Genomic DNA, 21,174 nt, shown 5'->3' on the forward strand with positions numbered 1-21,174 from the left:
TTGAAAAAAGGGTTTCCCTTCCCCTTGTTTGTCGCCCTTGTGCCTCCCAAAAGCACTGCGCGCAGCACATGAGTTGCGCGCAATCGGGTTGTGCCTGATGCATTGCAATGTCCCTTGAAACCCTTGTGAAACAAAGCTCTTGCTCGCATCCGGTGCGGCAGTGCACCAGCATCATGCGCATGCACTGGCATTGCCCTCAGGGTTTACCTTGCTTGATTAGCTAATTTTGTTAATGTTCAATAATTACTAACAAACAAAGCTAAATAAAAAAGACGGTTTGGTGGGCAAGACACGGTCGGGCAGAAAATCCCGTGCGTTTGTCAGCCGATCCGGCTTGAGAAGGAGGTTGCCATGAAGGACGCATCGACCGCAGTGCTGACTCAGGAAGACGAGGCGCGACAGTTTCGTCGCACGCTCGCCATGTTCGCGACCGGCGTAGCCGTGATCACGGCGCCACGCGCCGACGGGCCGCCCATCGGCATCACTGTGGCCTCGTTCAACTCGGTGTCGCTGGCGCCGCCGCTGATTCTGTTTTCGGTGGACCGCCGCTGCCTGAGCCTGGACGACCTGTGCGCGGCGGGCCGCTACACCGTGAACGTACTCGACGAGAGCCAGCGCGAAACGTCGAACCGTTTCGCCTCCGCGCGCGGCAACAAGTGGGACGGCGTGGCTTTCGAAAGCGACGGCGTCTGCCGTCTGCCCGGCGCGCTGGCGGCGTTCGAGTGCGAGCCGTTTGCCCAGCACGACGGCGGCGATCACGTGATTTTTGTCGGACGGGTCGTGCGCCACACCGCGCGCCACGACGGCCGGCCGCTCATTTTCTTTGGCGGGCAGTACCGCTCGCTCGATACCACGCCCGTCGCGGCGTGAGTTTCCCCCAAGGGTTTCAGGAGAGAGTCATGGTAAAGAACGGTAGTCAACATATCGCCCAACTGCGCGACGGTCGCGAAGTGTATATCGACGGCAAGCCCGTCGCGGACGTCACCACGCACCCGGCGTTTCGCAATTCCATTCGCAGCTACGCCAGCCTGTACGACTTTCAGGCCCGGCCCGAAAACCTCGACGCGATGACCTTTGCGTCGCCCGACACCGGCGACCACGTCTCGCGCATCTGGCAATTGCCCACGAGCTACGACGAACTGGTGCAGCGGCGCGAGATGCTGGAAGCCTGGAGCGAGCTGCACTACGGCTTCATGGGCCGTTCGCCCGATCACGTGGCCTCGTGCATTTCCGGCATGGTCATGGGCATCGACGTCTTCGAGCAATACGACAGGCGGCGCGCCGGGGCGCTGCGCGACTACTACAGGTACGCCCGCGACAACGATCTGTTCCTGACGTACGTGATCGTCAATCCGCAGGCCAACCAGTCGAAGGCGGCGCACGAGCAGGAGGACAAGTATCTGGCGGTGGGCATCGTCGATCAGGACCATGAAGGCATTACCGTGCGCGGCGCCAAGATGCTTGCGACGAGCGGCATCATGGCCAACGAGGTGTTCTGCAGCTGCATTCAGCCGCTCAAGGCCGGCGACGAGATGTACGCCCTGTCGTTCGCGATCCCGATGAACACCAAGGGGCTTCGCGTGCTCTCGCGCAAGTCCTACGAGGGCAGCGCCACGTCCGTGTTCGACAACCCGCTCGCGTCGCGCTTCGACGAGAACGACGCCGTGCTGTATTTCGACGACGTGAAGGTGCCGTGGGAGCGCATCTTCGTGGCAGGCGACACCGCCATGTGCGCGAAGCAGTTCCACGCCACGCCGGCGCACAGCTACCAGAACTACCAGTGCCAGGTGCGGCTGATGGTCAAGCTGCGCTTCCTGGTCGGGATCGCCCTGCGCATCACCGAGGTGAACGGCACCAACGCCTTTCCGCAGGTGCGCGAATCGCTCGGCCAGTTGGCGGCAGAGGCGGCGATGGTCGAAGCGTGGGTGCATGGCATGGAAGCGAAGGGCCATGTCGAGAGCGGCTACTACGTGCCCGATCGCAGCCTGCTCTACGGTTCGCAAGTGCTCACCCAGCAGCTCTACGCCAAGGTGCTCGGCACGCTGCGCGAGCTCGCCGGCGGCGGCATGATCATGCTCCCCTCGAGCATCCATGACTTCGAGAACCCGCTGCTCGCCAGCATCATCGAGAAGACGCAGAAGTCGCCCGTGGCCGACGCCGAGGAGCGCGTGAAGTTCTTCAAGCTGGCGTGGGACGCCGTCGGCTCCGAGTTCGCGTCGCGCCACAACCAGTACGAGATGTTCTACGCCGGCGCGACGTTCGTCACCAAGGGCCACGCCTATCGCACCTACGACTGGAAGAAGGCCACGCGGCTGGTCGACAACCTGCTCGGCACCTATTCGCTCTCGGACGAGATCGTCCGGCAGCCGGTCGCGGCCTGAGCGCAACGCCCCCGTCGCGTCTGCCGTCGGCGCTTCACGATCCGCGCTCACGACTCACGATTCACTGCCAACGACACAGACAAGGAGTCTCCATGGCAATCAACAAGCTGCACGACGAGTTCCATACCATCGATATGAAAAACGGCTGGGAGGTGCCTCCCGGCTACCCGCCCGGCATCGAACAGAAGATTCTCGCGGGCTCGCTCGACGAGGAAAAGCGCGCCGGCAGCCGTACGCGCCTGCTGCGCTTCGCGCCGGGCATCTATACCAAGGCGCCGTTCGTGCATACGTACTGGGAGGAGGTCTACCTCGTCTCGGGCGATCTGACCGTCGGCAACGACGCGCAGGGCGATGGGGGCGAGGCGTTCGCGCCGAACACGTACGCGTGCCGCCCGCCCGGCGCGTTCCATGGGCCGTTCAAGTCGAACGGCGGTTGTCTGCTTCTCGAAATTCATTACTACGACCCGGCCTGATTCGTTCAAGGCAAGGGCATTCGGCGCGGCGAACGTGAGGGCGTTCCCGCGCCGGCAGAGAGAGTCACTCACACGCAAACCGCTTCAGGCCAACGGGAAAACACCATGTCCACGTCTCGCGTACGTCGTCTTGCCTCATTCGCTTCGCTGGTGCTTGCCGCCGCGTTCTCCATTCCGTTCCCCGCACAGGCGCAGCCCGGCAAGACGAGCGACGGGGTGGTGAAGATCGGCGTGCTCACCGACATGTCGTCGATCTTCTCCGACATCGGCGGCAAGGGCTCCGTCATCGCGGCACAGATGGCGGTCGACGATTTCGGCGGCAAGGTCAACGGCGTGCCCGTCAAGGTGATCTCCGCCGACCATCAGAACAAGACGGACGTGGCGGCGACCATCGCGCGCGACTGGTTCGACAACCAGCAGGTCGACGTGGTCGAAGATTTGCTGCCGTCGTCGGTGGCGCTGGCGGTGTCCAACGTGGCGAAGGCCAAGCATCGCATCGCCATCGTGACGGGGGCCGGCACCACGCGGCTCGTCAACGAAGAGTGTTCCCCATACACGGTGCAGTACTCGTACGACACGTACTCGTTCGCGTCGAACACGGTCAAGGCCATGACGCGCGGCGGCGAGAACAGCTGGTACTTCCTGACGGTGGACTACGCGCTGGGCGCGTCGCTCGACAAGGACGCCAGCGAAGCACTGCAGCACGTAAACGGCAAAGTCGTCGGCCGCGTGAAACACCCGCTCAATTCGTCGGACCTGTCGTCGTACCTGTTGCAGGCGCAGGCCTCGCGCGCCAAGGTCATCGCGCTGGCCAACGCGGGCGCCGACACGGTCAACGCCATCAAAACCGCTCGCGAATTCGGCATTACCGGTCCGGGCAAACAGAAAATCGCCGGCCTGCACATGTTCATCAGCGACATCCACAGTCTGGGTCTCGAAGCGGCGCAGGGCATGACGCTCACCACGGCGTTCTACTGGGATCGCGACGACGCCTCGCGCGCCTGGGCGCAGCGCTTCTTCGCCAAGACCGGCAAGATGCCGACGCTCGTGCATGCGGGAACCTACTCGTCGGTCATGCACTACCTGCAGGCCGTGCAGCGCACCGGCACGGACGACGCCGATGCGGTCATGGCCTCGATGAAAAAGACGCCGGTCAACGACTTCTTCGCCAAGGGCGGGCAGATCCGCCCAGACGGCCTGATGGTGCACGACATGTACCTCGTCGAAGTGAAGTCGCCCAAGGAGTCGAAGAAGCCGTGGGACTACTACAAGGTCGTGCAGACCATTCCCGCCGGAGAGGCCTTCCGTCCGCTCGCCCAGAGCCAGTGCGCTTTCATCAAGAAGTAAGGTCATGACCGGAGTCGGCAAGATGAATCTCATGCATTTTGTAGTGCAAACGGCGAACGGCGCGGTCGATCGCGACATCGCCATCAAGCAGCTCGTGATCGCGGGCTGGACCGGACGCGATGCCGAAGCGATGGAGCATCACATCCGCGAACTGGAAGCGCTGGGTGTGAAGCGTCCGGCCGCGACGCCGATGTTCTATCGCGTGTCGAGCGACCGCCTAACCACGCAGGCGCACATCGAGGCGAGTGGCCGCGCGAGCAGCGGCGAAGTCGAATTCCTGCTCGTGCGCAGCGGTGGCGAGACATATGTCGGCGTGGCGTCCGACCACACCGACCGGGAGGTCGAGACGTACGGCGTGACGGTGTCGAAACAGATGTGCGAGAAGCCGTGCGCGACGGTGCTGTGGCCGCTCGCCGAAGTGCAGGCGCATTGGGACGCGCTCGTGCTGCGCAGCTACGCCAACATTGGCGGCGAGAAGGTGCTGTATCAGCACGGGCCGGTGACGGCGATGCGCTCGCCGCAGGATCTGCTCGAGAAGTTCGCCGCGGCGGGTGGCCGGTTCGAGGACGGCACGGCGATGCTGTGCGGCACGCTCGCGGCGATCGGTGGCATTCGCTCGGCCGAGCGCTTCGACTTCGAGCTCGAGGACCCCGTGCTGGGCCGTCGCCTGCAACACGGCTACGGCATCACGCCGCTGCCGGTCGTGGGGTGAGCGCATGCATCACGACGGCGGTTTGCCGCCCTGCGGGGCGGCATGGGCGGTGGCGCGAACATAAGATGCCTGCGCAAGCCATGTTAAACTGGCTCGCATCATCATTCTGAGCGGCGCCTGAGCCATACGCGCGTGTGCCGCCCGCCCGTTCCCGCCGACGTCTGGGCCGTGACATGCGACTCACCGACCACACCGATTACAGCCTGCGCACTCTGATCTACGTTGCGGTGCATCCCGACGAACTGGTACACGTGCAGGCCGTGGCGGACGCCTTCGACATTCCCAAGAATCACCTTGTCAAGATCGTGCAGAAGCTCGGCCAACTGGGCTTCCTGCACACCGTGCGCGGCCGCTCGGGCGGCATTCGCCTGGGACGCCGGCCCGAGCGCATCGGCCTCGGGGAAGTGGTGCGCGCGATGGAGCCCGACTTTGCCATGGTCGAGTGCTTCCATCAGGACGACAACGCGTGCGTCATCACCTCGGCGTGCTACCTTCGCGGCGTGCTCGGCGAGGCGTTGCGCGCCTACTTCGAGGTGCTCGACCGCTACACGCTGGCCGATCTGGTCGACAAGCCCGGCGTGCTGCGCAGGCTGCTCGGCGGCGCGGTCGCGGCCGTGCCCTTGGCCGATATCAAGGTCAGGCGGCGCGCCGCCACGTCGTAATCGCGGAAATCCTGCGCCCATACTGCACCGATCCCGCGCGGCGTCGCTGCGTTTCTCGAGGCGGTGCGCGCGCTCTCCCGTCGGTATATCGACGTTCTCTATCGTCCCGATAGCGTGGGCCAATGGCCAAGCCGTGTTCTGGACGATTGGTCGCATCTTGCAGACGCGCAGCCGCGAAATTCGAGCTGTCCTTTCGTAATCTTGAGTCATACCAAGCGGCGCCGATCCGGACTCCGAGGCCGGCGCCCAATGGAAACGACATACGGCATTCGCTAATCGCCAAATGCCGATCGAAAGGAGATTTACCATGAACGCTCGTCTTTTCGCCGCTGCCCTGATCGCCACCGCTACGCTGGTCTCCGCACCGGTCTTTGCCGAAACGCAAGTCGCCGACGCCGGCCAGCCGGCTGTCTCGCAAAGGTTGACGCGCGCACAAGTGCGCGAGGAACTGCGTCAGGCACGTGCGTCGGGCCAACTCGACCAATCGCTGGAAACCTACCCGTCGCTGCTGCAGCAGCGCTCCTCGGTCGGCCGTTCGCGCGCGGAAGTGCGCTCGGAGATCGGCACGTCCGACAACGTGAGCGACGGTCGCGCGTAAGTGGTTCGACGGGGTTGAGCCGTTCCCGGCAAGGATCGGACAAATCCTCCATAATCGGCGCACCGGGTTAATGTCATGAGTGCGTCATGGATCGGCTCTCCACCCTGATTTCGAATTTCGGCGTGCGCGCCGGTGTGTTTCATAGCGGCGGCCTGTGCGGCATTGCCAGCTACGGTGTCGATGCCCACGATGGCGGGCATTTGCACTTGCTGCGAGCGGGCGAAGTCGAACTGGTCCTCGAAGACGGTTCGAGGCAGGACATCGTCGAGCCGTCGCTCATCTTCTTTCCGCGCCGCAATCGTCACCAGTTGCTTGCGGGAGAGGGCGATCGCACCGAACTCGTGTGCGGCTCGTTGTCGTTCGACGGTGGGCATCACAACCCGCTCGTGGCGGCGCTGCCCGAGTTTCTCGTCCTCCCGACCCAATCCCTTTCCACGCTGGAACTCACGCTGAACTGGTTGTTCGCCGAGGCGTTCGGGGCGCAGTGCGGGCGTCTCGCGGTGATGGACCGACTGTTCGAGTTGCTCGTCATCCAGTTGCTGCGTCATGTGCTGGAGCAGCGCATCGTGAGCCACGGCATGCTGGCCGGGCTGGCCGATCCGCGTCTCGCGCGTGCGCTGAACGCCATCCACCATCAGCCGGGCGAAGCCTGGACCGTCGAATCGCTCGCGAGCACCGCGAACATGTCGCGCGCCAATTTCGCGGCGCAGTTCCGCGAGATCGTTGGGCAATCGCCAGCCGACTATCTGCTCGATTGGCGTATCGGGTTGGCGCAGAAGCGTTTGCGCGACGGCCAGCCGATCGCGCGCGTGGCCGAGGAGGTCGGGTATGACAGCGCGTCGGCGCTTGCACGGGCGTTTCGGCGCAAGACGGGCGCCAGTCCGCGCGACTGGCTGCGCGCGCAGATGCACGCCGTCACGAGGCTCCCGCCGCCGCGCGTGACGCTCGTGCCCGCGCTGCCAGCGCAAGCCGCATGAAAAATGCCCGGCAAACGCCGGGCATTTCCGCATTCTGGCGCGAGTGTCGGCGCGCTTGCCTCAGAACACGTGGCTCACCCCCAGTCGCACGACGGTCTGCGAGTTGGTTGCCGAGGACATGCCGTTTGCCGCATCGCCGACCGACGCCGTGGCGTCGATCACGTTGCCGAAGGCGTCAAGTGTGCTGCCGGACGCCTTCTGGTAGCCCGCCAGCGCATACAGCTCCGTCCGCTTGGACAGGTTGTAGAACGCCGCGAGGTTGAACTGGTGATACTTCGCGCCCGAGACGTTCGCGGCCGGAGCGTTCACCTTCGTGAAACTGTAGCCGCCGCCCAGCCGGAAGGCGTTCGTGAAGCGATACATCGCGAGCACGCCGACCGTGTCGAACTTCGCCGTGCGCGTGAAGCGCGAGTAGGCGCCGGGCGAATATTCCGTGTGGCTATAGTTCGCGCCCAGCGTGGTGTCGCCGATCTGGTACGTCATGGCGGTGGCGACGATGTCGCGCGCCTTGGCGCTGGCGTAGCCGGCGTTGATCGACGAAGCGAACGCCGATTCGGACGAACCCGCCCAACTGCCGATGGTCGTGTCCGTGGCACTCGCCTTGTCGTTGTTGGCGTGCGAGTAGCCGACGCCCCACGTGATCGGACCGTTGGCGTACTGTCCGGCGAGGCCCCAGGTGTTCTGACGGCCCATCGTGCCGGGTTGGCCGCCGAAGCCGTACATGGCGCCAAACGTGAAGCCGCCCCACGTCGGTGAACGGTATTTCACGCTGTTGTTCACGCGCGAGCTGTGGTCGAGGTTGTCGACGTCGCCCGGGTGCGCGGCGACGCCCGAGAGCAGCGCCGTGCCGCCGACCGAGCCGACCAGATCGATCAGCGGATCGTATTGGCGGCCCAGCGTCACGGTGCCGTACGCCTTGTCCTGCAGGCCGACATAGGCATGGCGGCCGAACTCCGCGCCGCCCTGGCTGGCGGTCCCGTTGCCGATATTGAAACCGTTCTCGAGCCGGAACAGCGCCTTGAGCCCGCCGCCCAGATCCTCCGTGCCCTGCATGCCCCAGCGGCTGCCCTGCCAGGTGCCACTCTGGAACGCGTAGTTCGACGCGCCGGCGACCGTTGCCGGGCGACCGGCGGCGCCGGCGCGCGTCACGGAGGCGACATTGCTGGCGTAGCCGATGCCGCCATCGACGATCCCGTACAGCGTGACGTTCGATTGGGCATGGGCGAGCGATGCCGCGCCGCAGCCGATGACCAGCGCCAGCGCGCGGGCGAGAGGAGAGCGAGAGTGAGTCTTCATGGTGTATGGATTTCCCTTGTGTGACGATGAAGAGCGACGTGTATTTCAGGGGCGATACCCTCTGTGGTTTCGTCGCGTATAAAATTCGTAGTCCTAACGGTAATGCGATCGAATCAGCCGGCGTACCCGTGAAACCCTGGCGCTGTGAAGCCGCGGCGACCGGGGGCGTGCGGTCTGCCGCGTCTTTCCTTTTTCCTTCGCTTACTTCGCCGCAGCCGCTGCGGCGGGTAGCGCGGCGCCCGACGCCTGTCCGGCCAATGCGGCGCGCAGGCGAGCGGGCGAATCCGTCATGACCGCATCGAAGCCGAGCTGCGACGCCGCCTCGAAGTCTTGCGGCGTTTCGACGCCGAACGCGACGAGATGCACATCGCCGCGCGACTTGAAGCACTGCACGGCCGCCGGCGTCCACCAGTTCGCGACGACCTTCGAAACGCCTTCGCCGAGCGTGAAGCGCTCCACGACTTCGACTTGCCGATGAAGCTCGATGCCGGCCCACGTGCCCGGTGCGGGCGGCGAAGCGCATTGCCCGGCAAGGGCGGCGGCCACGAGACGGTTGCGCGTGGCGTCGCGCGATTCGAACAATTGGGCCTGAGGGCGGCGCGCGCGCAGTCGATCGGTCGCTTCCGCCTCCGTGGAGTAGAGGCGAACGCGCGACCAGGCGTTCGTCTCGTCGAGCACCTGGATGACGGCTTCGACCAGCGGCGCGGCGGGCGTCTGCTTCAGGTCGAGCAGCACCGGTACGTCGGCTGGCACGGCGGAGAGCGCTTCGCGCAGCGTGGGTACGGGCAGCGGATGGTCGCGATACGGATAGGTGGGTCGTCCATCGGCCGACTTGCGCGAGAAGGCGTAGCCGGCGTTGAGCTTGCGCACGTCCGCATAGTCGACGTCGGCGAGCTTGCCGCGGCCGTCGGTCAGTGCGGAGAGATCGGCGGGGCGGTACATCACGGGCACGCCGTCGCGTGTGACCTGCACGGTCATCCACAGCGCCTGCGCGCCGTTCTTCAACGAGTTGGTGAAGGCTTGCACGGTATTCTCGGGCGTGTCGCCCGTGCCGCCACGATGCGCGACGATCAACGGCGCGGCGCTGGCGACCGGGGACGCAAGCGTGCCGAGGGAGCAGGCGAGGATCGCGGCAAGGCGTACCCACGCGGGGACGGGGTGGGGCGGGAGCGAGGCGGATGGCATGGGAAATCTCGAGAGTCGCGTGAAGGAGTTGAGGGCCGTGTCGGCGCTGGCGTCGGTATCGATATCGGTATCGGCGTCGTGTCAGACGCAGAGAATTTCGGGGGTGGATACGCCCGGCGCACCCGACCCGTCGCACAACGTTGCGGGCAGTGGCGCGTCGGTGATGATGAGATCCTGCTCGCCGAGCTGACCGCCGCGCACGCTTGGCCGGCGAGTGAACTTGTACGCGTCGGCGACGAGAATGCGGTATCGGCTGGCCTCGCGCAGCGCTTCGCGAGAGGCGGCTTCCTGCCGTTCGTAGTCGAGCAGGGTGCCGTCCTCGTCGATGCCCCCCACACTGTACACGCCGAAATCGGCACGGTAGGCGCGGAACAGCCGATCGGCTTCGTCGCCGAGAATCTCGGGATTCGGCGAGCGCAGCTCTCCGCCCGGCACGATCACGCGGTGTTCCGGATTGCTGGCAAGCACGAGTGCCGCGCGCAGATTGTTCGTGATGACGCACAGCCGCTTGCGATGCACGAGCGCGACGGCGACCTGTTCGGGCGTGGTGCCGATGCCGAGCAGTACCGTGGCGCCGTCCGGGATGCGTTCGGCGGCGGCGAGACCGATGCGCAGCTTGCCTCCGAGGTTGCGTACACGGCGCACTTCATAGGGCTGATTCGGGCCCGGCGTGAGCAGGCGCGCGCCGCCGTGGTAGCGGCGCAGTACGTTGGCCTCGCAAAGGGCATTCACGTCGCGCCGGATGGTCTGTGTGGCGACGCTGAAGTGCTCGGCAAGCGCATCGACGCTCATTTCGCCATGCTGACGAAACAGGGCGACGATACGGGTCTGACGTTCGGAGAGGTCCATCGGGCGGTCGTGTGGCGCGCATTCGTTCTGGAATGGGCGCCAGCTTGACAGCCACGCATGACATTCGAATGACGATGTCGAATGTTCAAATGAACATTCTCGATCAGCGGGAAACGTTCGGACGAACCGGGGCGTTCGCCTCGAACTTCGCGCAACGCGTCGAGAAGAACGTGCGCACGTTGCGAATGTTCGCCGAGCTTTTGAACAGACGCCGCGCGAGCGCGTCGTACTCGGCCATGTCGCGCACCTCGGCGATCACCACGAAGTCCGGGCCCGGCGAGACGCGATAGCACTGCGTCACCGCGGCTTCGGCACAGATGTACGACTCGAAGGCGTCGTAGTCTTCGGCGGCCTGCCGGTCGAGGCTGACTTCCACGACCGCCGTGAGCGACGGCCCCAGTGTCAACGGATCGACGATGACGATCTGCCGCGCAATCACACCCGCTTCGCGCAGGGCGCGCACGCGGCGCAGACAGGTTGGCGCGGACGCGTGCACGCGTCGCGACAGTTCCAGGTTCGAGAGGGAGGCGTCGGCTTGCAGCGCGCCGAGGATTCGCAAGTCCAGATCGTCGAGGGTGACGCTTGCCATATCGATTTCCGAAGGATGGTTTGAAATTAAATTTCACATAACTATTATTGTGAATTTTAATTTCATTTATAAATTTATTTTGATCATTAATTTCAGTTTGCTCACTTTACCATCGCCTCACTGACTTGCGAGACCCATTCTGGAGAGGCGTTATGTGTGGAATCATCGGCGCGGTGGCGCAGCGGGACATCGTGCCCAATCTGGTGGACGGGCTGAGGCGCTTGGAGTATCGCGGCTACGACTCGTGTGGTGTGGCGTTGTATCTCGACGGTGCGCTGGTGCGTGCGCGCAGCGTCGAGAGGGTGGCGCATCTGCAGGCGGAAATCGAGCAGCGTGGGCTGACGGGGTACACGGGCATTGCGCACACGCGTTGGGCAACGCACGGCAAGCCCGTGACGGACAACGCGCATCCGCACTTCTCGCCGAGCGCGGATGCGCCGCGCATTGCGCTCTCGCACAACGGCATCATCGAGAATCACGAGGCGTTGCGTGCGATGCTGCAGCGTCACGGCTACGCGTTCGCGAGTCAGACGGACAGCGAAGTGATCGCGCATCTGATCGATCATCTCTACGACGGCGATCTGTTCGAAGCGGTGAAGGCCGCGGCTGCGCAGCTGCAAGGCAGCTATGCGATCGCGGTGGTTTGCCGCGACGAGCCGCATCGTCTCGTGGGCGCGCGCGACGGCATGCCGTTGGTTGTCGGGGTGGGCGAGGGCGAGAACTTCCTCGCGTCGGACGCCATCGCGCTCGCCAACGTCACGGACCGGATCGTCTATCTCGAGAACGGCGACGTGGCCGACGTGCAGCTCCACCGCTATTGGGTCGTCGATGCGCGGGGCCAGCGCGTGGAGCGCGCGGTTCACCGTGTGGCGGCGCACAGCGGCGCGGCGGACCTCGGGCCGTATCGTTACTACATGCAGAAGGAGATCTTCGAGCAGCCGCGGGCCATGGCGGACACATTGATGGATGTGACCGCCATCATGCCGGAGCTGTTCGGCGACAATGCGTGGCGCGTGTTCAACGTCGTGGATTCGGTATTGCTGCTCGCGTGTGGCGGGAGCTATCACGCGGCGTTGACGGCCAAGTACTGGATCGAGAGCCTCGCGCAATTGCCCGTTGCCGTGGAGATCGCGAGCGAGTATCGCTATCGCGACAGCGTGCCCAATCCGAACACGCTCGTCGTGGCAGTCTCGCAAAGCGGCGAGACGGCCGACGTACTGGGCGCCATGCACGTTGCGAAGGCGCAAGGGATGGTGCACACGCTTGCGATCTGCAACGTCGCGACGAGCGCGCTGGCGCGCGAGTGTGCACTGACGTTCTTTACGCGTGCCGGGGTGGAGATCGGCGTGGCGTCGACCAAGGCCTTCACGACGCAACTCGTTGCGCTGTTCCTGTTGGCGTTGACGCTGGCGCAGACGCGCAAGCGGTTGTCGGAGGAGGACGAGCAGGAGCACTTGCGCGCGCTGCGGCATTTGCCCGATGCGATGGCAAACGTGCTGGCGCTCGAACCACAGATCATCGCGTGGGCGGAGCAGTTGACGCGTCGCCAGGACATCCTTTTCCTCGGCCGTGGCCTGCACTATCCGGTCGCCATGGAAGGGGCGCTGAAGATGAAGGAGATCTCGTACATCCACGCGGAAGCTTATCCGGCGGGCGAGCTCAAACATGGGCCGCTGGCGCTCGTGAGCGACGAGATGCCCGTGGTCGCCGTGGCGCCGAACGATCGTCTGCTGGAAAAGCTGAAGTCGAACATGCACGAGGTGAGTGCGCGCAACGGACGACTGTATGTCTTCGCGGACAGCGACTGCGGCCTGTCGCCCGGCCCGGACATCGACGTGATTCGTCTGACCGAGCATTACGGTTTGCTCTCGCCGATCCTGCATACGATCCCGATGCAACTGCTCGCCTACCACGCCGCCGTCGCGCGCGGCACCGATGTGGACAAGCCACGGAACCTCGCGAAGTCGGTGACGGTGGAGTGAAGGGGAAGGGCGGTGCGGCGGGGCTTACGGGGCCGCGCGCGCCCGCAGCCGACGCATTGCTGCCCGGCAACTGCGCGATCCGTTCGCTCAAAAAATCCACGAGCACGCTTACGCGCAGGGGCTGGTGGCGGCGCGGGGCATACAACAGGTGTGAATGTTGCGCCGGGCCGGCGTAGTTCGGCAGCACACGTACCAACTGTCCGCGTGCCAACGGCTCGACCACCGTCCAAGCAGGTTGCAGCGAAATGCCCGCGCCGCCGATAGCGCTATCGAAGAGCGCCCCCGTGCCGTCACGCGCTTACCATCCACCGGCGATCAATCGCTTGAAAAGCGTCCGGTGCACGGGTACGCCGGCGGCAAGTCTGTGCGTTCCGTCACCAGGCCACGCGGCGCTTTCTTTGCATGACTTGGTCATTATTTGCAACTGTTCCATTGGCTTCGCTAGTAATTTACTCACTCAAGTCGACATGCGGCATGAGCTGTTCCGCTTGAGTGTGTTGGAAGTCCGTCTCATCAGCTTCATTTTTTGGAGGTTGCAGATATGGGTGTTGAACTGACTAGTGCGCTGTTCTTGAGAAGCTTAGCGGAATACAACATTGGCGCTCCCAACGACGCCATTTCGCAGTCACAGGACGCGATGCGTAAGCTCCGTGACCAACATTCACGATCGACTGGCGCCTTAGAAACAGCACAACTTGTCAGCAGCGCTGTTCGTTCCGGTTCGGCCGAAATATTGATGACGGAGAGTGGAGAGCGTTGGTTTATCAAATTGCCAGAGTCAGACGCCAAAACGCTGGCGGAGCATGCGGATCGTTTGGTTACCACGGCCGGTGACGATCCTGTAAGCAGAAGGGCGGCAGTTCAGTGCCGAACCGCCCTGATGCAATGCACGGCTGTTCGGCCTGCTGGGGAGAGCCATCGCAGCGTTGTCAAGGAGATGTGCACCGCGACCGCCCCATGGACCCAACCTTCTCATTGGCATGAGCTATTTGCGTCTTTCGCTGGTGACACGAACGAAAAAGGGAATATTAAAACCGCGTCCTATAAGGAGGCCGCGTCGTACGTGGCGAAATCGCTGCCGAACGCCAAGTATTCCGATGAAAAAATGTCAAGTGATGCTGCGAAGAAACTGATTGGCGTGAGGGAAAAATTCGCTATCGGGACAGGCAGTAATTGGCTTAAGAAATTGCGCGCACGGGAATTTCAGAAGACATTTGACAAGAAGCTCTCCAAATTCCCCGAATACAAGTCTGCACTCTCGGCCCATCTCGCCAACCCCGGCGTTCTAACAACAAAACTCTGAAATACGCACATCGGCGTTCCATAGGAAGACATGCCGCATGAGGCTTCGGCGGTGGCATGATGCGGGCCCGCATCATGCCTCGGCGTTCACTGCGCCAGGGACGGCAGCGGGTATTCCAGTTGCAGGGCGACGAAGTGCGACGTGGCTCTGCCGTATCGCGAGTCGATGTCGCGTAGCGCGATGTCGAGCGCTGCGGCCGCGGGATTCCGTAGGCGTACGACGTGCGCCGCCGCGTCCGTCTCCCGGGTAGGCACCAGCGTCAGTCCACGCAGAGACTTGACGGTGTCCGTCGACGAAGCGACCGCCTTCGAACGATAGGTTCGGGACCATGCGTCGGCCGTGAGCGCGAGGGCAATTTCGTCGAATCCGGATGTCACCGGGATGTCGATGATTTCGTTGCGCCAGAATGGCAGCCAGTTCCTGGCGGCGGTGAAGACATGCTGCGACGTCAGTTTGAAGGGCGTACTATCGTGCTCGGCGCTCCATGTGGCGACCCCCAGGCGTTGCGCGGTCGCTTTCGCGACGTCGGCCCCCGCCATGCCCTGGAGAAGCGCGAGCGATGCCGGGAGAGAGGCCGTGACACCGCTCGTCGTCACGACATTCCCGTCCTGCACGTAGCGGCGGTCCTTGATCCAGCGCGTCCGCGCATGTTGGCGTTCGAGCTTGCGCAGCGCATACCAGTGAGACGTCGCCGTGCGAGCGTCGAGAAGGCCGGTGTTCGCCACCACGGCGGCGCCTTCGCAGATCGACACGATGAGCGCGCCCTTGCTTGCCTGCGCGCGTATCCATGTCACGACGGCGGGATTTTCGTCGTCGTGCATGGCGGGCACGATGACCACGTCCGCGCCTTGGGGCTGCGCCGAATCGAAGCCTTCGGTGCTCATGTCCGCGACCACGCGCAGCGCCGGCATGAGCTCGACGACACCGGGTTCCGTCGAGACGGTCACCACGTCAACGGCGCCGGACGCCTTCAGCACTCCGTACGGGACGATGAAGTCGGTCGTTTCGGTGCCTTTGTTGTCGGCCAGGATCGCGACCGTGGCGCGCGCACGCCCCGCCTTGGGCGGCGGAACGCGCAGCACCGAAGAGGCTTCGCTTTCGATGTGCCCCGCGTCGCTCGCCCAACCGGACGCAGGCGAACCGCCGCACGCCAATGTCGCGGCGACGATGGCTGCGGAAATACCGAATCGATGAGTGATATGCACGGTGTTGCAAGCCGGTGAGTTGTCAGCCGGGATGGTGACATGCATCATGCTGTCTGAAAGGACAATATAGTCGCAATTTCTGCCATTCTCTTCGTCATGCCGCCTAAACGTTCATCTGTCCGCGAAATCGTCGTCATTGGCTTCGACGGTGTTCAAACACTCGACGTTGTCGGTCCGATGGAGGTCTTCGCCGTTGCGAATCGTCACCGTCCGCCGTCCGTGCCGCCGTACCGCATTACGCTTGCGTCGCAAACCGGAGGAGAAATCGCCACGCATGCGGGCTTGCAACTCGCGGGCGCGGTCGCGCTCGATGCCGTGGCGCAACGCGTCGATACGATTCTTGTGGGAGGGGGCAGCGAACGCGCGCTGCGCGAGGCCGCGAGCGAGGCGGGCGTGCTGCCCTGGCTTCGCTCAAGGGCGCGGGGGACGCGCCGAATCGCAAGCATCTGCACGGGAGCGTTTGTTCTCGCGGCCGCCGGATTCCTGGACGGACGCCGCGCCACGACGCATTGGAACGCTTGCGATCTGCTCGCTCGGCTTCGGCCTGCCGTGCGCGTCGAACCGGATGCCATTTTCGTCGACGAACACCCGTTCTACACGTCGGCGGGGGCGACGGCCGGCATCGATCTGAGCCTCGCCATGGTGGAGGCGGACTGTGGTTCCGCGGCGGCGCTGGCAGTGGCGCGGGAGCTCGTTCTCTTCATGCGGCGCCCCGGCGGCCAAAGTCAGTTCAGCACGGGATTGCGGATGCAGGCGGATGCGACCCCGAGAGTGGCAAAACTCCTGACAAGCATCATCGACAACCCGACTGGCGATCTGAGCGCGATCGCGCTTGCGGCGCGGTTGGGTGTCAGCGAGCGGACGCTTTCGCGCCTGTTCCGCAAGACGGTCGATGCAACGCCCGCGGCGTTCGTGGAGTCCGCCCGTGTGGAACGCGCGAAGGGGTTGCTCGAGACATCCGACTGGCCGTCGGCCCGGGTGGCCGAGCGAGCGGGCTTCGGGAGCCTCGACGGGTTGCATCGCGCATTCCAGCGCAATGTCGGGGTGACGCCCGGCGAATACCGTGCGCGCTTCGGCGCGCGGCGGCATCGCGACTAATGCGCCTTGGCCGCGGCACGCTGCCGGACCAGCAGCAAAGCGGTCAGGATGAAGGCCAGCAGTGCGAACGACGCGGAGTAGCGGCTGAGTGCAAGGCCACCGGCGCTGACCGGTTTGTCCAGAAAATCGCCGACGACGGCGCCCAGCGGCCGCGTCAGTATGAAGGCCGCCCAGAACAGGAAGACGCGCGACGTTCGCGTCCAGAAATACGCACCCACAAGGACCAGCAGGAGCGCGCCGAAGATCATGGCCGCGCCCGTGTAGCCGAGCCCCGCCGTGTCCGCCGTCCAGTCGCCGAGCGCGGTGCCCAGCGTCTGCGAGAACATGATCGTGATCCAGTAGAACGCCTCCGCCCGGGGCGAATTGACGGTGTCGATCGACACCGACCCCATCGCCCGGTACCAGACCCACAGCGATCCGAGCAGCAACGCGAGCAGCAGCACCGATCCGCCTGCATAACCGATGCCGAGCGAACGATCGGCAAAATCGGCGAGGGTCGTGCCGACGGTAGTCGTGGCGATGATCGTCGCCCAGTACAGCGCGGGACGGAACGATTTCGCGCGAATCTGGGCGTACACGGCAACCAGGAAAATCAGGGCAAAGATCACCGTGGCGACCAGATATCCCAAATTCATCGACATGGACACCGCATCGCCACCGGTCTCGCCCAGCGTCGTGGCGGCAATCTTGACCACCCAGAACATGAGAGTGACCTCGGGCACCTTCGCAAGCGTCTTCCGAGTGTTTGTATTCATGGCAGAACCTGTCGTGACGACGCCCGCGAACGCTTCGCCGGCGCCAAAGAAGAATGCGTGCAGTTTCCGCCTCTATTCTTAGTTCTTGCATAGGTTAAGTATTTCGCCGACGTCGGCGCGGGCGTTCGTGGCTTCCTCTCCCAAGTGGCAAGGCGAGTTCCCGCGCGGAGCGGAATAGTCTCGGGAAGGTCCGTCGTTGGGGCAGGCCACAGATAACGATTGATCCCGGGCCGGAATTTGAGCGAGTATTGGCGTTTCGCACTGTCATCCATGACGGACGAGATAACGGAGACATAGATGAAACCATCGATTTCAGTGATGACGTTGGGGGTGGAGAATCTCGAGCGCGCGGTATCGTTCTATCGCGACGGACTGGGGCTGCCGACGGAGGGCATCATCGGCAAGGAGTTCGAGCACGGCGCCGTGGCCTTCTTCGATTTGCGTGGCGGCCTGAAGCTCGCCGTGTGGCCGCGCACGAGCATGGTGGCAGACACGGGGATCGCGTTGGCACCGGGGCAACCGATCCCGATCACGCTCGGTCACAACGTCACTTCGGAGGCGGAGGTCGATGCGGTCATGCGCGAGGCCATCGATGCGGGCGCCACGTTGATCAAGCCCGCACAGAAGACGTTCTACGGCGGCTACGCGGGGTACTTCCGCGATCCCGACGGGTATCTCTGGGAAGTCGTCTTCAATCCGGCAATGTTGCCGCCAGCCGAGTAGGCGACGTATCGATCCGGCGCGATTGACGCACAGAGACAGCAGCGAAACGTCAACGCCCCGCGCGAAGGCGGGGCGTTGGGTCGACATGTCGGACCGGCAAGGACCGGCAAGCGAAGCCCGCTCAGCCCTTCGGCTTGACCAGTCGTAGACCGCTCGCGAGGCATCCGGCGGCGGAGAACGCCGCGCCCCATGCAAGCGCCCACGTCGAGCCGTGCGTGCCGGCCAGGCCGAGGGCCAGCGCGACGAGTGCGGCACCCGTCGCCTGGCCGAGCAGTCGCGATGTGCCGACCATGCCGCTCGCGCCGCCGCTGCGCTCGGGCGGTGCGCTGTGCATGAAGGCCTTCAGATTCGGTGACTGGAAGAAGCCGAAGCCCAGCCCGCACAGTGCCATGCGCCAACCGATGTCCCACAACTGCGCGTGCTCCGGCATGACGGCGAGCAGGCCCATGCCCGCACTGAGCATGGCCAGACCGATCGCGCCGAGCGCGCCCGGCGGATAGCGATCGGAGAGGCGTCCCGCCAGCGGCGCGATCGCCGCGACGAAGAACGGCCACGGTGTCATCAGGAAGCCGGTTTCGATCGGGCTGCGATGCAGCACGTTCTCGAAATAGAACGGCAGCGACACGAGGCCCAGGCCCTGTGTCGCAAACGCGCAGATAGCCGTCACGGTCGAGAGCGCAAACGCCGGCAGACGCAGCAGATCGACCGGCAGCATCGGCGCGCGATGACCGCGTTCGCGCCGAATCAACGCCCAGCCGAACACGAGCGCGCCTGCGAAGCAGGCGAGCGTCAGATGCCAGTCGGCCTGTTGCGCGCTTTGACTCAGAGCGAAGATCAGCAGCGCGAACGTGGCCACGTTGAGCAGCGCGGCCACCATGTCGGGCCTGTGCTCGCTGCGCGGCGTGTCGGGCAGATTGCGTCGCGCGAACGCCAGCGCCAGCAGCCCCGTCGGCACGTTGATCAGGAAAAGCCACGGCCAGCTCGCAAACGCGAGCACGAGTGAGGCGACCGTCGGGCCGACCGCGAACGAGATGCCGACGATGAGCGCGTTCAGGCCGACGCCGCGTCCCAGTTGATGCGCCGGGTACAGGAAGCGGATCAGCGCGATGTTCACGCTCATCACGGCCGCCGCGCCAACCCCTTGCAGCAGACGCGCCGCCGCGAGAAAGCCGAGTGTCGGCGAGAGGGCGCACAGCAGGGACGCCACAAGGAACACGGCCACGCCCGCCATGAATACGCGCTTGTGGCCGACGCGCTCGCCCAGCGAGGCGAACGGCAGCAGCGTTGCCACCATGGCGAGCTGATACGCGTTGACGATCCAGACCGACGCCGAGGGCGATGTCTTCAGGTCGAGCGCCATCTGCGGCAAGGCGGTGTTGGCGATGGCCGTGTCGAGACTGGCCAGCGAGACGGCGAGCAGGACCGCCGTCATCGCGAGCCCGCGACCGGTGGCGGGAGGCTCGTGGGATTGCGCCGGAAGCGGGGCGCTGGCCACTGGTGCGCCGACGGGCGGAGGGAGTGACGACATGGCGCTCAGCCCTCGGCCAGAATCTGGCGGATGGCCTGTTCGAAGACTTCCGGCGGTTGACCGCCACTCACGAGATGGCGGTTATTGAAAATGATCGCGGGCACCGAGCGGATGCCGAGATTCTGGTAGTGACGCTCCAGGGCGCGCACCTGTTCGGCGTATTCGTCCGATGCCAGGATGTCGCGCGCGCGGGCGGTGTCGAGGCCGGCCTGTTGCACGGCATCGACCAGCACTTCCGGATCGCTCGTGCGCTTGCCGTCCACGAAATAGGCGCGCAACAGCGCTTCCTTGAGCGCAAGCTGCTTGTCGTTGCCAACCGTCTGGGCCCAGTGCAGCAGGCGATGCGCATCGAACGTGTTGTACGCGTGCGTGCGCAGATCGAGGCGCATCGGGAAGCCTTCGGCTTCGGCGCGGGCGCTGATGTTCGCGCGGTTCTGCGCCATCTGCTCCGGTGACAGGCCGTACTTGCGCGCCATGTAGTCGGCCAGCGGCACGCCTTCGGCCGGCATGTCGGGATTCAGTTCGAAGGGGCTGAAATGCAGGTCGACGTCGACCTCGTCGCCCAGGCGGCCGAGCGCCGTTTTCAGCGAGGCAAGGCCGATGGCGCACCACGGGCAGGCGACATCGGAGACAAAGTCAATCTTGAGCTTGGCGGGCATGATCTGGCGGCGCCGTCACGGCGCGGGCAATGAAAAACGCGCCGCCCTGACGCGACGCAACAAGCGAATCGTCGCATAAATCGGCCATTTGCGTCGGACCGTGGGAGGATCGTCTCCGCAGCCACTATCCATGCGGGTTCGGCAGGCATTGGTGCCGACGACGCATGCGACAGGCGGTTTTGCTTGCCGGAATAATTGCTTCATCAGATGAATCGCATCGTGCATGCATCATGCCGACCAGCAAATCCCTGCGGCAATGCGATATCGTGTGAGGCATTCGTCGCCTTGTTTTCTCATCCCCCCGGAGTCCTCATGACGTCTGCCGCCGAGTTCGTTGCCTCGCTTTCGTTGCAACCGCACCCCGAGGGTGGTTTCTATCGGGAGACGTACCGCTCGGCCGACACGATCGACGTGCACGCCTTGCCACCCGGCTTTACCGGCCCGCGCAGCGTCAGCACGGCGATTCTCTACCTCCTCGAAGCGGGTGACTTCTCGGCGTTCCATCGCATTCGCAGCGACGAGATATGGCATTTCCATCTCGGCGACACGCTTTGGGTCCATGAGATCGATGCGCAGGGCGCGCTCACGACCACCGCGCTCGGCAGCCGTATTTCCGATGGTGAACGTCTGCAGCACGTGGTGCGTGCGGGGCGCTGGTTTGCGGCGCAGCCTGCACCGGCGTCGCGTTTCTCGCTGGCCGGATGTACCGTCGCGCCGGGCTTCGCGTTCGAGGATTTCGAGATGGCCGATCCGGCGGCGCTGGCCGCACAGTGGCCGACGCACCGGGATCTGATCCTGCGCCTCGGGCGCGGCGCCGCCGGCTGACGCCGAAGACGCGGCGGCACAACCTTC

The 21,174-nt window shown here is 64.5% G+C and carries 21 protein-coding genes and 1 pseudogene; 13 read left to right on the top strand and 9 right to left on the bottom strand.

Features of this window, described 5'->3' with window-relative positions:
- The first annotated feature begins 351 nt into the window (after nucleotides 1-351).
- The 8 genes from RO07_RS08480 to RO07_RS08515 all read left to right on the top strand — a co-directional run bounded on the left by RO07_RS08480 (nucleotide 352) and on the right by RO07_RS08515 (nucleotide 7,150).
- Complete coding sequence (locus tag RO07_RS08480; protein WP_052267135.1) at nucleotides 352-870, top strand: flavin reductase family protein; 519 nt, start codon at nucleotides 352-354, stop codon at nucleotides 868-870.
- A 29-nt stretch (nucleotides 871-899) separates the two neighbouring features.
- The gene (locus RO07_RS08485; RefSeq protein WP_039409774.1) at nucleotides 900-2,381 is read left to right on the top strand and encodes a 4-hydroxyphenylacetate 3-hydroxylase family protein; all 1,482 of its coding nucleotides are present in this window, start codon (nucleotides 900-902) and stop codon (nucleotides 2,379-2,381) included.
- A 92-nt stretch (nucleotides 2,382-2,473) separates the two neighbouring features.
- Nucleotides 2,474-2,854 (top strand): cupin domain-containing protein, encoded by a 381-nt coding sequence (locus RO07_RS08490; RefSeq protein WP_039409776.1) that lies wholly within the window; start codon nucleotides 2,474-2,476, stop codon nucleotides 2,852-2,854.
- Between the two features lie 105 nt (nucleotides 2,855-2,959).
- On the top strand, nucleotides 2,960-4,201 hold the full coding sequence (locus tag RO07_RS08495) for an ABC transporter substrate-binding protein (RefSeq protein ID WP_039409779.1): 1,242 nt from the start codon (nucleotides 2,960-2,962) through the stop codon (nucleotides 4,199-4,201).
- A 22-nt stretch (nucleotides 4,202-4,223) separates the two neighbouring features.
- Nucleotides 4,224-4,913: a DUF2848 domain-containing protein gene (locus RO07_RS08500; protein WP_039414781.1), complete on the top strand. Its 690-nt coding sequence runs from the start codon at nucleotides 4,224-4,226 to the stop codon at nucleotides 4,911-4,913.
- A gap of 173 nt (nucleotides 4,914-5,086) precedes the next feature.
- Nucleotides 5,087-5,575, top strand: a complete 489-nt coding sequence (locus RO07_RS08505) for an Rrf2 family transcriptional regulator (RefSeq protein ID WP_039409782.1) — start codon at nucleotides 5,087-5,089, stop codon at nucleotides 5,573-5,575.
- Nucleotides 5,576-5,882: 307 nt separating this feature from the next.
- Nucleotides 5,883-6,173 (top strand): DUF4148 domain-containing protein, encoded by a 291-nt coding sequence (locus RO07_RS08510; RefSeq protein WP_039409785.1) that lies wholly within the window; start codon nucleotides 5,883-5,885, stop codon nucleotides 6,171-6,173.
- An 86-nt stretch (nucleotides 6,174-6,259) separates the two neighbouring features.
- Nucleotides 6,260-7,150: an AraC family transcriptional regulator gene (locus tag RO07_RS08515; protein ID WP_072636996.1), complete on the top strand. Its 891-nt coding sequence runs from the start codon at nucleotides 6,260-6,262 to the stop codon at nucleotides 7,148-7,150.
- A 60-nt stretch (nucleotides 7,151-7,210) separates the two neighbouring features.
- Here the strand turns inward: RO07_RS08515 and RO07_RS08520 are convergent, their stop codons facing one another.
- The 4 genes from RO07_RS08520 to RO07_RS08535 form a co-directional block, all read right to left on the bottom strand.
- A complete protein-coding gene (locus tag RO07_RS08520; protein ID WP_039409787.1) occupies nucleotides 7,211-8,446 on the bottom strand; it encodes a porin in 1,236 nt (411 codons plus the stop codon).
- A 201-nt stretch (nucleotides 8,447-8,647) separates the two neighbouring features.
- Nucleotides 8,648-9,631: a glycerophosphodiester phosphodiesterase family protein gene (locus tag RO07_RS08525; protein WP_052267136.1), complete on the bottom strand. Its 984-nt coding sequence runs from the start codon at nucleotides 9,629-9,631 to the stop codon at nucleotides 8,648-8,650.
- Nucleotides 9,632-9,712: 81 nt separating this feature from the next.
- Nucleotides 9,713-10,480 (bottom strand): DeoR/GlpR family DNA-binding transcription regulator, encoded by a 768-nt coding sequence (locus tag RO07_RS08530; RefSeq protein WP_039409790.1) that lies wholly within the window; start codon nucleotides 10,478-10,480, stop codon nucleotides 9,713-9,715.
- A gap of 103 nt (nucleotides 10,481-10,583) precedes the next feature.
- Nucleotides 10,584-11,069, bottom strand: a complete 486-nt coding sequence (locus RO07_RS08535) for an Lrp/AsnC family transcriptional regulator (RefSeq protein WP_039409793.1) — start codon at nucleotides 11,067-11,069, stop codon at nucleotides 10,584-10,586.
- A 152-nt stretch (nucleotides 11,070-11,221) separates the two neighbouring features.
- On the opposite strand from RO07_RS08535, the gene glmS reads away from it, so the two are divergent.
- A complete protein-coding gene (glmS, locus tag RO07_RS08540) occupies nucleotides 11,222-13,051 on the top strand; it encodes a glutamine--fructose-6-phosphate transaminase (isomerizing) (RefSeq protein WP_039409796.1) in 1,830 nt (609 codons plus the stop codon).
- Between the two features lie 139 nt (nucleotides 13,052-13,190).
- Here glmS and RO07_RS26550 read toward each other — a convergent pair.
- A pseudogene (locus RO07_RS26550) lies at nucleotides 13,191-13,274 on the bottom strand (hypothetical protein); the annotation flags it as partial.
- A 318-nt stretch (nucleotides 13,275-13,592) separates the two neighbouring features.
- Between RO07_RS26550 and RO07_RS08550 the strand changes: the two are divergent.
- Nucleotides 13,593-14,354 carry a hypothetical protein gene (locus RO07_RS08550; protein WP_147284525.1) on the top strand — a complete coding sequence of 254 codons (762 nt, stop codon included), beginning with the start codon at nucleotides 13,593-13,595 and terminating at the stop codon, nucleotides 14,352-14,354.
- 86 nt (nucleotides 14,355-14,440) lie between these two features.
- On the opposite strand, the gene RO07_RS08555 is transcribed toward RO07_RS08550, so the two are convergent.
- Nucleotides 14,441-15,607 carry a DJ-1/PfpI family protein gene (locus tag RO07_RS08555; protein WP_237171403.1) on the bottom strand — a complete coding sequence of 389 codons (1,167 nt, stop codon included), beginning with the start codon at nucleotides 15,605-15,607 and terminating at the stop codon, nucleotides 14,441-14,443.
- Between the two features lie 48 nt (nucleotides 15,608-15,655).
- On the opposite strand from RO07_RS08555, the gene RO07_RS08560 reads away from it, so the two are divergent.
- Complete coding sequence (locus tag RO07_RS08560; protein ID WP_039409801.1) at nucleotides 15,656-16,657, top strand: GlxA family transcriptional regulator; 1,002 nt, start codon at nucleotides 15,656-15,658, stop codon at nucleotides 16,655-16,657.
- Here RO07_RS08560 and RO07_RS08565 read toward each other — a convergent pair.
- On the bottom strand, nucleotides 16,654-17,412 hold the full coding sequence (locus RO07_RS08565) for a COG4705 family protein (RefSeq protein ID WP_039409803.1): 759 nt from the start codon (nucleotides 17,410-17,412) through the stop codon (nucleotides 16,654-16,656). The two genes, RO07_RS08560 and RO07_RS08565, sit on opposite strands and share 4 nt — an antisense overlap.
- A gap of 297 nt (nucleotides 17,413-17,709) precedes the next feature.
- Between RO07_RS08565 and RO07_RS08570 the strand changes: the two genes are divergently transcribed.
- Nucleotides 17,710-18,135 carry a VOC family protein gene (locus RO07_RS08570; RefSeq protein WP_039409805.1) on the top strand — a complete coding sequence of 142 codons (426 nt, stop codon included), beginning with the start codon at nucleotides 17,710-17,712 and terminating at the stop codon, nucleotides 18,133-18,135.
- A 121-nt stretch (nucleotides 18,136-18,256) separates the two neighbouring features.
- Here the strand turns inward: RO07_RS08570 and RO07_RS08575 are convergent, their stop codons facing one another.
- Together RO07_RS08575 and RO07_RS08580 are read right to left on the bottom strand one after the other, a co-directional pair.
- The gene (locus tag RO07_RS08575) at nucleotides 18,257-19,663 is read right to left on the bottom strand and encodes an MFS transporter (protein WP_072636997.1); all 1,407 of its coding nucleotides are present in this window, start codon (nucleotides 19,661-19,663) and stop codon (nucleotides 18,257-18,259) included.
- Between the two features lie 5 nt (nucleotides 19,664-19,668).
- A complete protein-coding gene (locus RO07_RS08580) occupies nucleotides 19,669-20,322 on the bottom strand; it encodes a DsbA family oxidoreductase (protein WP_039409808.1) in 654 nt (217 codons plus the stop codon).
- A gap of 312 nt (nucleotides 20,323-20,634) precedes the next feature.
- Between RO07_RS08580 and RO07_RS08585 the strand changes: the two genes are divergently transcribed.
- Nucleotides 20,635-21,147: a cupin domain-containing protein gene (locus RO07_RS08585; RefSeq protein WP_039409809.1), complete on the top strand. Its 513-nt coding sequence runs from the start codon at nucleotides 20,635-20,637 to the stop codon at nucleotides 21,145-21,147.
- Nucleotides 21,148-21,174 lie beyond the last annotated feature (27 nt).

The organism is Pandoraea pulmonicola, from assembly GCF_000815105.2.
Lineage (GTDB): Bacteria > Pseudomonadota > Gammaproteobacteria > Burkholderiales > Burkholderiaceae > Pandoraea > Pandoraea pulmonicola.